At 29.6% G+C, this 13,773-nt stretch carries 12 protein-coding genes; 11 read left to right on the plus strand and 1 reads right to left on the minus strand.

The window, feature by feature from the left end; translation table 4 throughout:
- The first annotated feature begins 165 nt into the window (after nucleotides 1-165).
- On the plus strand, nucleotides 166-918 hold the full coding sequence (locus EXC42_RS05845) for a hypothetical protein (RefSeq protein ID WP_012498068.1): 753 nt from the start codon (nucleotides 166-168) through the stop codon (nucleotides 916-918).
- Nucleotides 919-1,091: 173 nt separating this feature from the next.
- Here EXC42_RS05845 and EXC42_RS05850 read toward each other — a convergent pair whose 3' ends face one another.
- On the minus strand, nucleotides 1,092-2,966 hold the full coding sequence (locus EXC42_RS05850) for a coiled-coil domain-containing protein (protein WP_012498069.1): 1,875 nt from the start codon (nucleotides 2,964-2,966) through the stop codon (nucleotides 1,092-1,094).
- Nucleotides 2,967-3,597: 631 nt separating this feature from the next.
- Between EXC42_RS05850 and infC the strand changes: the two genes are divergently transcribed.
- The 10 genes from infC to EXC42_RS00780 all read left to right on the plus strand — a co-directional run bounded on the left by infC (nucleotide 3,598) and on the right by EXC42_RS00780 (nucleotide 13,772).
- Nucleotides 3,598-4,113 carry a translation initiation factor IF-3 gene (gene infC / locus EXC42_RS00730; RefSeq protein WP_012498070.1) on the plus strand — a complete coding sequence of 172 codons (516 nt, stop codon included), beginning with the start codon at nucleotides 3,598-3,600 and terminating at the stop codon, nucleotides 4,111-4,113.
- A gap of 2 nt (nucleotides 4,114-4,115) precedes the next feature.
- Nucleotides 4,116-4,304 carry a 50S ribosomal protein L35 gene (gene rpmI, locus EXC42_RS00735; RefSeq protein ID WP_012498071.1) on the plus strand — a complete coding sequence of 63 codons (189 nt, stop codon included), beginning with the start codon at nucleotides 4,116-4,118 and terminating at the stop codon, nucleotides 4,302-4,304.
- Between the two features lie 27 nt (nucleotides 4,305-4,331).
- The gene (gene rplT, locus EXC42_RS00740) at nucleotides 4,332-4,691 is read left to right on the plus strand and encodes a 50S ribosomal protein L20 (protein WP_012498072.1); all 360 of its coding nucleotides are present in this window, start codon (nucleotides 4,332-4,334) and stop codon (nucleotides 4,689-4,691) included.
- A gap of 760 nt (nucleotides 4,692-5,451) precedes the next feature.
- Nucleotides 5,452-6,480 carry a hypothetical protein gene (locus tag EXC42_RS05855; RefSeq protein WP_012498074.1) on the plus strand — a complete coding sequence of 343 codons (1,029 nt, stop codon included), beginning with the start codon at nucleotides 5,452-5,454 and terminating at the stop codon, nucleotides 6,478-6,480.
- A complete protein-coding gene (locus EXC42_RS00755) occupies nucleotides 6,480-8,087 on the plus strand; it encodes a hypothetical protein (RefSeq protein ID WP_012498075.1) in 1,608 nt (535 codons plus the stop codon). Before EXC42_RS05855 ends, EXC42_RS00755 begins: the two co-directional genes overlap by 1 nt.
- Before the next feature lie 398 nt (nucleotides 8,088-8,485).
- Nucleotides 8,486-9,598, plus strand: a complete 1,113-nt coding sequence (gene mnmA / locus EXC42_RS00760; protein WP_012498077.1) for a tRNA 2-thiouridine(34) synthase MnmA — start codon at nucleotides 8,486-8,488, stop codon at nucleotides 9,596-9,598.
- 21 nt (nucleotides 9,599-9,619) lie between these two features.
- The gene (gene alaS, locus EXC42_RS05860; RefSeq protein WP_012498078.1) at nucleotides 9,620-12,277 is read left to right on the plus strand and encodes an alanine--tRNA ligase; all 2,658 of its coding nucleotides are present in this window, start codon (nucleotides 9,620-9,622) and stop codon (nucleotides 12,275-12,277) included.
- Nucleotides 12,270-12,713: a Holliday junction resolvase RuvX gene (gene ruvX / locus EXC42_RS00770; RefSeq protein ID WP_012498079.1), complete on the plus strand. Its 444-nt coding sequence runs from the start codon at nucleotides 12,270-12,272 to the stop codon at nucleotides 12,711-12,713. The genes alaS and ruvX overlap by 8 nt, the downstream gene beginning before the upstream one ends.
- The gene (locus EXC42_RS00775) at nucleotides 12,697-13,077 is read left to right on the plus strand and encodes a DUF1292 domain-containing protein (protein ID WP_012498080.1); all 381 of its coding nucleotides are present in this window, start codon (nucleotides 12,697-12,699) and stop codon (nucleotides 13,075-13,077) included. Before ruvX ends, EXC42_RS00775 begins: the two co-directional genes overlap by 17 nt.
- Nucleotides 13,077-13,772 carry a BC85_0335 family putative methyltransferase gene (locus tag EXC42_RS00780; protein WP_012498081.1) on the plus strand — a complete coding sequence of 232 codons (696 nt, stop codon included), beginning with the start codon at nucleotides 13,077-13,079 and terminating at the stop codon, nucleotides 13,770-13,772. The genes EXC42_RS00775 and EXC42_RS00780 overlap by 1 nt, the downstream gene beginning before the upstream one ends.
- Nucleotide 13,773 lies beyond the last annotated feature (1 nt).

A 13,773-nucleotide genomic window follows, 5' to 3' on the forward strand; every position in this document is an offset into this window, starting at 1 on the left:
TTAAAATATAACATAAAAATTAAGTGTAATTTAAGATTTTTTTTGTTTTTCTTTCTTTTTGTTTTCAACATTTTTTATGACAGAAAATTCTTATTTTCTTTTTTTCAAAAGGCAAAATTAATTAGTAAAATGAAAATCTCACCTTGAGAGAGATGGAGATTTAACATGAAAACAAAGAATAAAAAAATGACATTATCTTTTGGGATCTTTTTAGGACTAAGTGCTCTTGCGACACTACCTATGACTATGATCTCATTTAAAAGCAATCAAAAGAAAAGAACATCTTCTATTGTTCTGCCAAATAAATTTGATATACAAATGAGTTTACTAAATGCCAAAATTGAAAATTTTAGCAGGATGAACGACGATCACAAATTTGATTTGTTGCTTAGTGAACTAAATGAAAAAAAGACTAAATTTACAAATCAATACGAAGCAAATCGCAACGACAGCGAATTTGTTGAAAAATTATCTAATGAAGTAAGTGACTATTTAACTAAAGAAGTTAATCATTGAGAAGCATATATTCATAGACTTGATATATTAATCCGAGAAGTTGAAAAACTTGATCTTAGTAATGTATTGCCTTGAGCAAAAGATGAACTTCATGAACAACTTAAAAAAGCAAAAGAAGTTACTGGTAAGAAACCTAAATTAGTTATTCAAGAAGCTGTCAATGATTTAGATGATGCTATGAATTATGCTAAATCATCGTTAGAACGTTCAAAAGCAATGATGTTATTGGAACTAAAAATTCTTCTTGCTGAAGCGTCGATTCAGTTTTTAAAAACAGCTGAAGCAATTGATAAATTAAACAATGCGATATCAGAAGCAAAATCAATTAAGACTGATAATACTAAAGAAATCTTAGAAATTCTTAAAGCGGCTAAATTATTACAAGTCGCTTCAAAGGCTTAGCAAAACAAACAAAATAATATATTACAATCTTGGTGAAGCAATCATTTTTTAATGGTTGCTTTGCTTTTTAAATTAACAATTAAAGTCACCGATAAATCCTTCATTTTAAAAAAACTGATTCCAAGCTCCTGGCTTTAGAATCAGCTTTCATAATTCGATTAATAAAAACTTGGTTATCTAATTTTTTTAACAATTTCTAATTTTTCTAAGGTGCTATTGATTTTATCTTGATAACTTTTATCCAATTCGCCACTTTGAACTTTAGCTTCAACTATGCTTTTAAAGTTTTGAATTTCTTTTTTAAGATCGTTAAGAGTTGCTTGAAAAGGATAGTTAAATCATGTTTCTAAACTAAGCTTTTTAATATTTTCCAGTTTGTTTTCATAAAATGTAACTTTCTTTTTTATGCTATCAAGCTCGTTGTAAGTATTCAATGCTTTTGCTCGAATGTCTTCTACTTCCGGTGGTGTCTTAGATTTTTGACTAAAGATTTCACAATATGCTAGAAAAGGGATTGCTAATAATTTACCTTCAATTAGGGGTTTTAAATCCCTAATTCTCAAATTGCCGACTTTTGTTCTAAATTGTCATGCAAGCAAGTTTGATAATTTAGAGTAGTGAGGACCAATTTCATTTATGTCCAATTTTTTAGTAGAGTCTTTAAAAGAAAGGAGTTTTGCATAAGTTTCGTTGTAGCTTTTCTCTCATTCTTTAATCTCTTCATAGTAGCCACGCAACTCTTTAGTGCTGTCAATTTGATCTTGAGTTGTTTTTAAAGCGCCTTCAAGATCGTTTGTAAAGTCATCATTTAGTGGTAAATTGGCTTCTTGTTTTCTTGTCTTTATTTCAGTAACTTGCGTTTTTGCACTATTAACAAGTTCGTTTAGTTTATTTAAGTTTTCTAAAGCAAGTTCCATAGTGTTTGAGTTTGAAAAGCTATTAAAAGCGTTTTCTACTGAGTTTTTGTGATCCTTTAACTTGTTTTCTAAATCAACTACCTCTTTATTTATTGCTTTAATTTTTTCTATTTTGCTTTGAAGATCATTAATTAAACCTTCTACATCTTTAATTTCTTTATTTATTTCGTCTTGACTATTTTCAATTGTTAATTTCGAAGTTCTGAATTTAATTGGTAATAGTTTATTTTTGCTCCCGTCAAGCACTTTTTGTCAGTTTTTAATTTCTTGATCTTCAACTTTTTTATTTAAGCTGTTATCTATTCTAGTTTTTATTGTATGCAAAGAGCTCTTCAAATCATCAATCTCTTTTAGCATATCTTCAAAGACGGCCTCTTTTTCTTTGCGTGCAATCTTTTCTTTTAACTTTTCTAATGTGCTAGCGATTTTTTCATTTAGTTCTTTTGCTTTAGTTATATGAGGTGATTTATTTTTATTAATTAAGATCATAACTTCGGTAACGGAAGTTCCTAAGTTTTCTATTTGACTAATTAATTCTTTTAATTTATCCAAATCATCTAAAGTATCTATGCTACTATTAATTTGGTTTAGTTGATTTTCAATTTCAAGGATTGCTTCGCCAATTTTAGATTCTAAAACTTCAATCTTGTCAATTAATTTTTGTTTAACTTCTAGTACTTGGTCAGTTGAGGTTTGAATTAGTTGCAATTTATTTAAATATATAGCTTCTTGATTTGCTAGTTTGATTTCATCTTTTGTTTGTATCACTATTTCTATTTGAATGTCAATCTCATTAATTGTTTTAGACAAATCAATGGCACTAGTTTGTTCATCAGAAATTTGTTGTTCGCCTCTAGCGATTAAGTCTTTTAAATTCTCAATAATAATTTTAATTTTTTCATCGAACAAATTTAAATTTTCATTAACAGGAATTTTTTCATCAATCGAGTTTATTTGTCTACTATCAGTAATTTCATCTTCAATTAGCAGCGGTCCGTTAGTAACCTTATTTTTATCAAAAGAATTCTTTTTAATATGAAATGACGCTCATGTAAAAATTCCGGCAACTAAAAATGCACTTAGAATATAAATTATTACAGTCGCAATGGTTTTTCTTTTTCACTTACTCATGATTACTATCTCCTTTCTATGTAAAATTAAAAAACAATAAATTCTAAAAACATTTTTAATTTTTTTTAATAAAAAATGCAAATTATTCTTGATATAAGGTCATTTTTACTTAAAAGTGGTTCATTAATAAAACAATTATTTGGAAGTTTTGCTTAATATTAAAAACTTAAGTACAAATCAAAAAAACTACTTGTTTTTAAGTTTTTACATCTAATTTTGTTGCTTTATAGCCAAGTTAAATAATTTCTATTGAAACATTTTTATTGGCTAAAAACACTATTTTTAAAGTTATTTAGGCTTTGGGCTTATTAATTTTTCATTAACTACAAAAATAATGCTTAGACAATAAAATAATTAATTAAAAATATTTTGGTATAATGTGTTCGCTTAAGAATAGCAAAAAGAAGATTCATTTCTCACCTTAGTGATTTCTTGCTGGGTTGCTACAAACATTTTTAAATATATTTTGTAGTTTTTGGGAAGTGGATTATTAACCCACTTTTTATTTTAAATTTTAAGGAGAGCAGTTATTACAGCTAACAGTACTGAAGGCAAATTCGCCGAAAACAACTCAAAACGTCCGAAATCAGAACACATTGTTAATGGCAAAATTCCCTACAAAAAAGTTTTTGTGCTTGGACCAGATGGTGAAAAAATTGGAGTTCTAACCAAAGAAGAAGCCTTAGAAAAAGCTTACGAATATAACATGGATTTAGTTTTAATTGCTATTGAAAATAACAAGCCAATTACTAGAATTATTGACTATGGTAAATTCAAATACGACAAAAAGAAAAAACAAAAATCCTTGAAAGAAAATCAATCGGTAACCATCAATCGAGAAATTCGTCTAACACCGATGATTGGTGATCACGATCTTGCAACCAAGGCTAAAAAAGCTAAAGAGTTTTTACTTGAAGGGAATCGTGTTAAAGTTTCGGTTAAATTTAGAGGAAGAGAACGCACTAGACAAGATCTAGGTGATGATATTCTTGCGAAGTTTTTTGCCTTATTAGAAGATGTTGCCAAGATTTCAAAAGAAGCAACTTTATCAGGTGGTCGTTTTCTAGATATGTATTTAGAAAAAGACAAACGTAAAGTTGAGGCCTTACAAAAAAATAACGAACCCTCTGAAAACAAAGGAGAATAAAAATGCCAAAAATGAAAACTAAAAGCGGTCTTAAAAAACGAATTAAGATCACCGCTACTGGCAAAGTAAAACGGGGCAATGCATACCGTTCACACTTGGCTCAAAATAAAACAACTAAACAAAAACGTCAATCTCGTAAATCTTCACAACTATCACATTCAGATTTTAAAAGATATAAGGAATTAATCTAGTTTTCTAGATTATAGAAAGGTTAAATTATGCGTACAAGAGGCGGAATCGTAACCAAGAGAAGACGTAACAAATGACTAAAGCTAGCTAAAGGATATTGAGGACACAAATCAATTGGCTTCAAAGTCGCAAAGCAAGCTGTTGTTAAATCATGAACCTATGCATTTAGAGATCGTAAACAACTAAAACGTGAATTTAGAAAACTATGAATTGCTAGAATCAACGCCGCTGCTAGACCACTTGGAATTACTTATTCAAGACTAATTGAAGGTCTAAAAGTAGCCAATATTCAAATTAATCGTAAAATGCTTTCTGAGCTTGCAATTAACTATCCAACTGCATTCTCACAAATCGTTGAAAAAGCAAAAACTTCATTAGCTAAAAAATAGTATTGAAAATCAAACTAACATTGGAACTTGCATTCTTGATGTTGGTTTTTTTATTAATTTGACTGCTATTGAATTGATTTGATTTTGATTGAAAAGAACATGAAAAAAAGAAGCATTATAGCAATTAGAAACTAAAAACTCTCTGATAATGATTTCCAAATTGTTAAGAATCATAGTGAATAATAATTCAATTTTCAAAATAAGATTGGATTCAATAACTTGAAGCCATTATGCAAACTAATAGAATTTTAAATTTATCATTATAGGTTTTATGCGTTTTATTGAAAAAGGAGATAATAATAATATCAATAGATTGATTCGAAGATTTTGAAAAAAAGGCACTGATTTTAACACTATAAGTGATAGCGAAGTTCTTGAGGTTCAGAATAAAATAAACAACATGCAAAGAGAAATATTTAATTGTAAATCCAGCTTGGAAATATATCAAAAATACATTTAAATAAAAAAATAGAAAGCATTTAATAAATGAGTAATTAATAATTCTAGGTGTTGCACTTTATATTGCAATTTAGAAGCGTTTACTAGTAAATTTAGCATTATAAAATAAGGGAATTATAAAGCGCTTAAAAAAATGCAACAAAAATTTTGTTTCATATATAAGCAAGAATGTATCAAGTAAAAAAACGTTAATGAACAATTTAGTGATTAATAAGGTTAAAATTTGATATAAATTGCAATAAAAGAGAATTTTTTTGCCTATATGTTACAATTAGAAAAATAAAAGGAAGGGGTTTTAGACTTGACTTATATTGTAAAGTCAACCGAACGTCTACGTCCTATTGCTTCTGAAACAGAAACTAAGGCATTGCTATATCTTATGAGTTTTAGAGAAGATAGTAATGAAATACATTATTTTGTAGTTGATTTTTTTAACGATTTAACTGGAATGTGTAAAATGGCAGATAAGATGTGAGATGTTCAATCAAAAGGAGCCAAAAATTCTTCGCCGAATATGATAGGAAAAGAGCTTGTTACCCTCTATAAAAATTATTTGAGCGATTTTGATTTTTCTTGTTTTATTTTATTTTTGGGCGGAATAAGTAATACGGTTAGATTGGATAATGATATTAATAGTTTTGGCATTTCCAATGTTAAAGAGTCTGCGTTGGGAAAGATAATAGAAGGGCTAAAAGAAGAATGCAAAAGCAAGTCATATACCAATAATTTAGAAGTTACGAATGATAAAATTATTGAGTTTTTGAAGAAGGTTCAATTTGTTGTAGATGATAAAGAAAAAAGCGAGTACGTAAAAAAGATACTTAGATTAAATCCTTCAATTATCCCAAAGGATGAGGTTTTGGTAGCAATTTTTAACGAAATTATGCATGTGCAAAGTAGCAAAAAAAATAATAGAGTAGTTGAAGGCATTACGCTTTCATTGCCAAATGATGTGATTAGTTATGGTAGACATTTAACTGTATCAGAAATCAAGGCATTGGTGTTAAATAGAATTTTAACTAAAGAAGTTGTTAATAGTAAATTGCCCATTTCATTTGAATCTATTTATCATAATTATCCTGAAGAAAATCGAATAAGCTTGCTTGAAGATTGCCAAAATGATTTTTCAAAAGCATTATTTGATACTTCTTCACAAGATGATTATTGAAAATTGTTTGAAGAGGTATATAAATTAGTTACAAAGAATCCAAATGATGATATAAATGCAATTTTTAACAAGTTAGATCGTGATTTGAAAAAACGTTGTCGTCATTTTGATGCGTTATCCCTTAAGTACTTTATTTCCAAAATAAAGGATGGACTTGAATAATGGTAATAAAATCAATTTTTATTGGAAATTCAACAGAAGCTTTTCTGGAGGATAAATTTGACGAAAAATTTAATATTTTATATAGTGGCGACAACAACAAAGGTAAAACGATAGTTATCCAATCTATATTGTATTGCATGGGAAATAATCCGGTCTTCCCATCTTCTTTTAATTACGAGGAATTTTATTTCATTTTAACATTAGAATCAGATGGGGAATTCTTTGATATATGTAGGCGGAGAAACAACTTTGTCATTAAAAAGTCTCAAGAAATTTACGTATTTGATAATTTATCAGAGTTTAAAAACTATTGAAGCAAAAACATACACGGGTTACCAATAATAATAAAAGACGGCAAAAAGAGACTTAGTGATTTGGAACTATTAGTACAAGTATTTTTTACTGGTCAAGATAAAAAAGTTACTCATGATATTCTTAATAAAGGCTGATTGAAAAAGAGTGACTTTATTAATATGTTGTATTCAATGGTCGGAATAGACAATGGTTTTGATACAAATCAAAGTATTGAAGAATTAAGAAATACAAAAGACAAGCTAAAAATAGAGAAAGATAATCTATTAAAAAAGAATAAAATATTAAAGAAAAACAATATTGCTCTAGAGACTTTAAGTTATACCAACAAAAAACTAGCATTAGATGAAAAACTCAAAAAGATCGCGGATATTAAAGAGTCAATTATTATCTTGAATAGCTACTCAAATAATGCAATTAAACATAAAACAAAAAATGAGTTGGTTCTAAAAGAATTGAAGTCTTTGAATAGGGCCATGAAAGTTGGGCAAATTTCTTGTATGAATTGTGGATCGAATCATATATTTTATGAAAGTGCGGGAGCAGAGTTTAATTTTGATATTTCAACGCCAGAAGTGAGGTCGCAAATTGTAAAATCAATTGAAGAAAAAATTGATAATTATGAAGAAGAAATTAACCGTTTATCTGCTGAGGTAGCTATTCAACAAGAGAAAATGAATGAAATTTTGGAAACGGAAGATTTTTCGCTTGAAGAGTTGTTAATTGCTAAGATTAGTCTAAATGGTACACAGAATGACGACAAAAGACTAAGTGAAATTATGAAAGAAATTAAAAGTATTGAAGAACAGATTGAGTTAGCTTCATCAAATAGTAAATCTATTAATGAAGAGTCAAAGGCAATATTAGAACGAATTGTTGATGAAATGAATTTATTCAATGAATACATTGATCCTTCAATCACGAATCAATATAAAGATATTTTCACTCCAAAAAATAAAACTTATTCCGGAAGTGAAGGTACTCAGTTTCATTTGGCAAGAATGTATGCTTTTTCAAAAGTTCTAATGCACGATTATCCAATAGTGGTGGACTCATTTAGAGCAGAAGATCTTTCTACCGAAAGAGAACAAAGAGTTTTGGATAAATTTTCTGAACTTAAAAATCAAATTATTTTTACGACAACGTTGAAAGAAGAAGAAAATTTAAAGTATGATTCAATTGATGGAATAAACGGCATTAATTATAGTGGACATAAAAACTATAAGATACTACAACAAGTATATGTGTGCGATTTCATGAAAAAGTTAGATTCAATGTCAATTCAAATAAAATAAAATACATAAAAAGCCGATGGAATAAGATTTGTCGTCTTTTTGTTTTTTTGCCAAAGCAAAAAAAAGAAATTTTCAATGAAACAAAAATCATTAACATCAAAACAAGCTATTTGTCATAATTTATTTTCTAAAGTTTGAACACCTTTGATTTCAATTGATGAAATTATAAGAGAACTAGAAGACGAATAATAAAGCTGCAAATAATTAAAACCGTACATCGGTTTTTTATTTTTTAAGCGATATTTCTATATTTTCTAATTAAAGCAGTTAGCATTTGCTTAAATACTATGCATGTTATGAAATTAAACGTAAAGTGCGTTAGTTTTTATATTTATAATATTTCTATCAACAATATATAATATTATTATTTTCTATTCATAAACAATTTAAGGATAAAAATGGCAAAACGAGTAGTGCTTGGTATGTCTGGCGGCGTAGATTCTAGTGTTTGCGCTTATTTGCTACAACAACAAGGATATGAAGTTGTTGGGCTTTTTATGCGTAATTGAGATTCTTTTTTAAATAATGATTTTTTAGGTAATGAAGCGATTTCGCAAGATGTTTGTCCCCAAGAGCAAGACTACGCTGATGCCAAAGAAGTAGCTAAACAACTAAATATTCCTTTGTATCGTGTTGATTTCATTAAAGAATATTGAGATCATGTTTTTAGCTATTTAATTGAAGAGTATAAAATTGGAAGAACTCCTAATCCTGATATTTTTTGTAACAAATACATTAAATTTAACTTTTTTGCACAAGTTGCTTTTAGTAAATATCAAGCCGATTTTATTGCCATGGGACATTATGCTTATTGTGAAAATGGTGAACTTTTTAAGGCTAAAGATGATAGCAAAGATCAATCATATTTTTTAGCACAGCTTAGCAATGAACAGCTTAAAAAAGTAATTTTTCCATTAGCTAATTTAACTAAACAAGAAGTAAGAGAAATTGCTAAAAACCTTAATTTAGCAACTGCGACTAAAAAAGATTCAACTGGCATTTGTTTCATTGGCGAGCGTAAATTCACTAAATTTCTTGAAAACTACATTCCTGCTCAACCAGGAAAGATCATTGACATCGCAACTAAACAAGTAGTAGGTTCGCACATTGGCACAATGTACTATACAATTGGGCAACGTAAGGGTCTTAATCTGGGCGGTTTTAGTAAACCTTATTTTGTAGTAGGGCATAATCTAGAAAAAAAAGTCCTTTATGTTGCTAATGAAGATTTTCCTGAATATTTGCTTTCGGATAAATTAATTGCGATAGGCTTTAATCAAATTGCTTATAAATTTGATACTAATAATTTAAGTGCGAAGTTTCGTTATCGTCAAAAAGATATTCCTATTAAACTAAAACTTTTAGCAAATTCTGAAATTGAAGTGTCCTATAATGACACCGAAGCAGTGACACCGGGTCAAGAAATAGTTATCTATGACGGCAATAAAGTAGTCGGCGGCGCTATAATCAATGAAGTATTTTATAAAAATCAAAAAAAGACTTATATCTAAAATATTGCTAAGGAGATTAATATGTTAAGCTCAAAACAAATTCGACAAATGTGACTTGATTTTTTTGCCTCGAAGAGGCATTTGGTCGTTCCTTCAAAATCGCTCATCCCCGTTAACGACCCTTCACTTCTATGAATTAACTCCGGGGTTGCTACTTTAAAAGATTATTTTAGTGGTAAAAAAATCCCTCCTGCTAAGCGTTTAACGAACTCACAAAAATCAATCCGTACTAATGACATTGAAAACGTTGGTGTCACTGCTCGTCACCATACTTTTTTTGAAATGTTAGGTAACTTTTCCATTGGTGATTATTTTAAAAAAGAAGCAATTAACTTTGGTTACGAGTTTATTTTTGATGTTTTAAAATTAGAAAAAGATCGCATTTATATTACCTATTTTGCTGAAGACAAAGAAACTTATGAAACTTGAATTAAGTGTGGCATTAGCCCTGATCATTTAATTGCCGGCACAAGAGATACTAACTTTTGAGATGTCGGCCAAGGTCCTTGCGGCCCTGATACTGAAATTTTTTACGATCGTGGTCCTAAATATGATTCTCGTGGCATTGAACTTCTTAAAGAAGATCTTGAAAATGACCGTTTTATTGAAATTTGAAACATTGTTTTTTCCCAATACAATAATGATGGTGAAAATAACTACAGCGAACTAATTTCTAAAAATATTGATACTGGCGCTGGCCTAGAGAGAATTGTTTCTATTATGCAAGATGCACCAACTAATTTTGACACTGACCTCTTCTTGCCAATTATTAAGGCTATTGAAAAACTAACTTCATATAAATACGATATTAATAACTACTTCACTAAAGAAGCTAAACAAGCTAAAATTAATACTTATTTTAAAATTATCGCTGATCATATGCGGGCTTCGGTAAATGCAATTAATGATGGCGTTAGTCCTTCTAATGTGGGAAGAGGATACATTATTAGAAGACTAATTAGAAGATCTTATCGTGCTGGGATTTCGCTAGGCATTAGTGCTTCAAGTTTTTTATACAAATTGGTTAAGGTTGTTAAAGACTCACTAATCTATGAAATTGATGAAGAAAATGTTGCTAAGATAATCAAACAAGAAGAAGAGCTTTTTGCCAAAACTATTAAAGAAGGCGAAAAACTACTCGAAAATGAAATTAAAAAACATGGCACCGTTACTACCGAAATTGTGTTCAAAATGTTTGATACCTACGGCTTTCCTATTGAACTTACTTCTGAAATTCTTAAAGAAAAAAATATTGCTATTAATTTAGAAGAATTTAAACAATATTTAAAAGAGCATCAAGAAAAATCACGGGGCAGTTTAGAAAGTGGCATGAATAAAGTAATTAACTCGCTAGCAACGATTCCGGGTTATGTTAGTGAATTCATTGGTTATGACTTTTTAAAAAGTGCTTCAAAGATTTTGTATTTACTAGATGACCAAAAAGCAATTGCTCATGCCAATGATGATGAAATTAGTTACTTAATTTTGGATAAAACGCCATTTTATGCAACAAGTGGTGGCCAAAATCATGATCATGGTTATTTAAAACAAGGCAACAACATAATTGAAGTTCTTGATGTTTTTAAAGACAAATACTGAAATCATGTGCATAAAGTTAAAGGCAGTATTGATGCATCACAACCAATTGAGTGTTATGTTGATGAGCCCAAACGATTAAATTTTGCTAGAAATCACTCATCAACTCACTTAATGTACCACGCGCTTAGAGAAACTTATCCTAATGAACCAATTGAACAGCTAGGATCTAACATTAGTTTTGATCATTTTACATTCGATTTTGGTCTAGATCATCGCCCAACGGTCCAAGAATGTCGCCAAATTGAGAAAATTATGCGCTCATACATTGCCTTTAGTGCTAAAAGAAATTACATTATCACTACTATCAAAAAAGCTCAAGAAATGGGTGCGTGAATGACCATTGAAGAAAGTGAATATCACGATGCTAACAAAGTAAGAGTAGTAGAATTTGAAAATATTACTAAAGATGTTTGTGGTGGTACCCACGTGCCAAATTCTTCGGTGATTGAAGATTTTAAAATTGTTTCAGTGGACTCAAAAGGAACAGACACATATCGACTAAGAGTTGTCACTTCATCAGCTCTAGTTAATGAATATTTGACCGATGAAATCAAAGAAAAACAAAAATTACTTAGCATTTTAATTAAAAACAATCAAGCTTTTCTGCCAACATATAACATTGCCTTTGAAACGAAGATTCCTGCAAATAGCATTGAAAAAGAAGCTTTACTACTAGCGTATGAAAATATTGAAGATACAATTCGTCAAGATTATAAAAAATTTCTTAAGGCTAAACAAAATGAAGTAGTTGATATTAGTAAATATGAAAGCACAAAAATTAATGGCATTGAAACCTATATCTTTTTTGAAGATGATGTTACTTTAACTAAAAAAGCTTCTGTTGAGTTACGTGAAAAATACCCCGATGCTCTTGTGCTGGGACTAAGCAAACTAGCAGAAAAGAATTATTTCTTTATTGTCGCTTCAAAAGCTTATGATGCTCATGCAATTTTTAAAAAAATAACTACAAAGCTTGGTGGCAAAGGTGGTGGTAATAGCATCGTTAGTCAGGGCTCGCTTAATTTTGATGGTGAAAAAGCAGAAATTATTAGTACAATGGGAGAAGTGATTAATGCGTAAGCTTTGCCTTGATCTTGGCAAAAAAACTTGCGGTTTTGCTATTAGTGATGTTAACCAAACTATTGCAATTGGACTTGAAAATTTCTTTTATGAAGAGTATCATTTTTATGAAGTAATCAATCGCATTAAATACTATCTTGAAGAAAGCGAATTTCAAGGTCAAGTTGATGAAATAATCTTAGGTTTGCCCTTAAGAATGGACCTCTCTGAGAGTAAGACGACGAAAATGGTCAAAAAATTTGCAACGGTTTTAGCCAAAAATATCACTTTGCCAATTCGTTTGCAAGATGAAAGGCAAAGCACTAAAAATGCCGAGGCAATTCTTAGCCAAGGCGGATATAACGCAAAACAAAAAAAGCTAAAAAAAGACTCCTTAGCAGCACAACTTATTTTAGAAGATTACTTAGAAAGGCAACATCATGAAAAAAGTAATTAATTTATTTACTGATGAACGCAAAATTTCAGCAAAAGAACTTGGACTAGAAAACGACCTTTATATTATTTTCAATTTCTCAGAAGCCGGCGAAAGTTATATAGTTTTAACCGATGAAGAGGATTTAATTATTTTAAAAGAACGCCAAAACCAAAACCAAGCTCAAAGTGATGAAATTTTTTATGAAATTGTTGAAGATCCAGACGAACTAGAAATTGTTTTTGGTGTCTTAGATAGTTTTTATGAAGAGCATCTTGTTCTTGCAAGAGATGGCGTCACTGATTTTCTCGCAAAATTTAAATTAGAAGAAGATGACGATTTGTCTGACACTTACCTTAATAAAGATCAAGAAGAAACCATTAACTAATGACAAATTCATCAATTCTTAGTCCTCAAACGAAACTAATCTTAGCAATTACTGGCCTAATTTCCCTAGTAATTGCCATTGGTGGACTTGTCTTTACTTTAATATATAAGAAAAAAGTGCTTGCCAAGTATCGTAACTATGATGAAGAAGTTGAACTTGAGAAACTAAAAATCAAAAATCCTAATTACGGTGTTATTTTAAATGATCTAAAAGTGCAATATCGTTATCCTGTTCCCGATTTTCTAGTTGCTTTTTTAACTAATACTATTTATTTAAATAATTATGAAACGGTTTTTGTTGAAGATAATGCTGATTACTTAGCCACTTCTTTAGCTTTAATGGCGTCACAAATTAACCTGGCGCTAAAAGAATTAGAAAATTTTGAAAGTAAACGTGCTTGTCTTCAAGATCAAACCAAGGATCTTGCCATTACAACCACTAACGCTCCTTTAAATAAATATGACTTTATTATTTCTTTTAAACAAGATCAAAGTTTAGAGAGTTTAATTGAATTTTATTTGCCTCATCTAGCCTTGCAAGGCATGCTTATTCTCTTTTTTAATAAAATAAAAGAAATCAAAGCCCTTAACTCTTATTTAAAAAAAGTGTCCTTGCGTTATGAAACCATCAATTTTGGTCAAAAAAATGCTATACTACTTGCAAAAGATTTGAAAACCGAAATTGCTAAAAATTAAA

The sequence above is a fragment of the Metamycoplasma arthritidis genome (assembly GCF_900660715.1).
Lineage (GTDB): Bacteria > Bacillota_I > Bacilli_A > Mycoplasmatales > Metamycoplasmataceae > Metamycoplasma > Metamycoplasma arthritidis.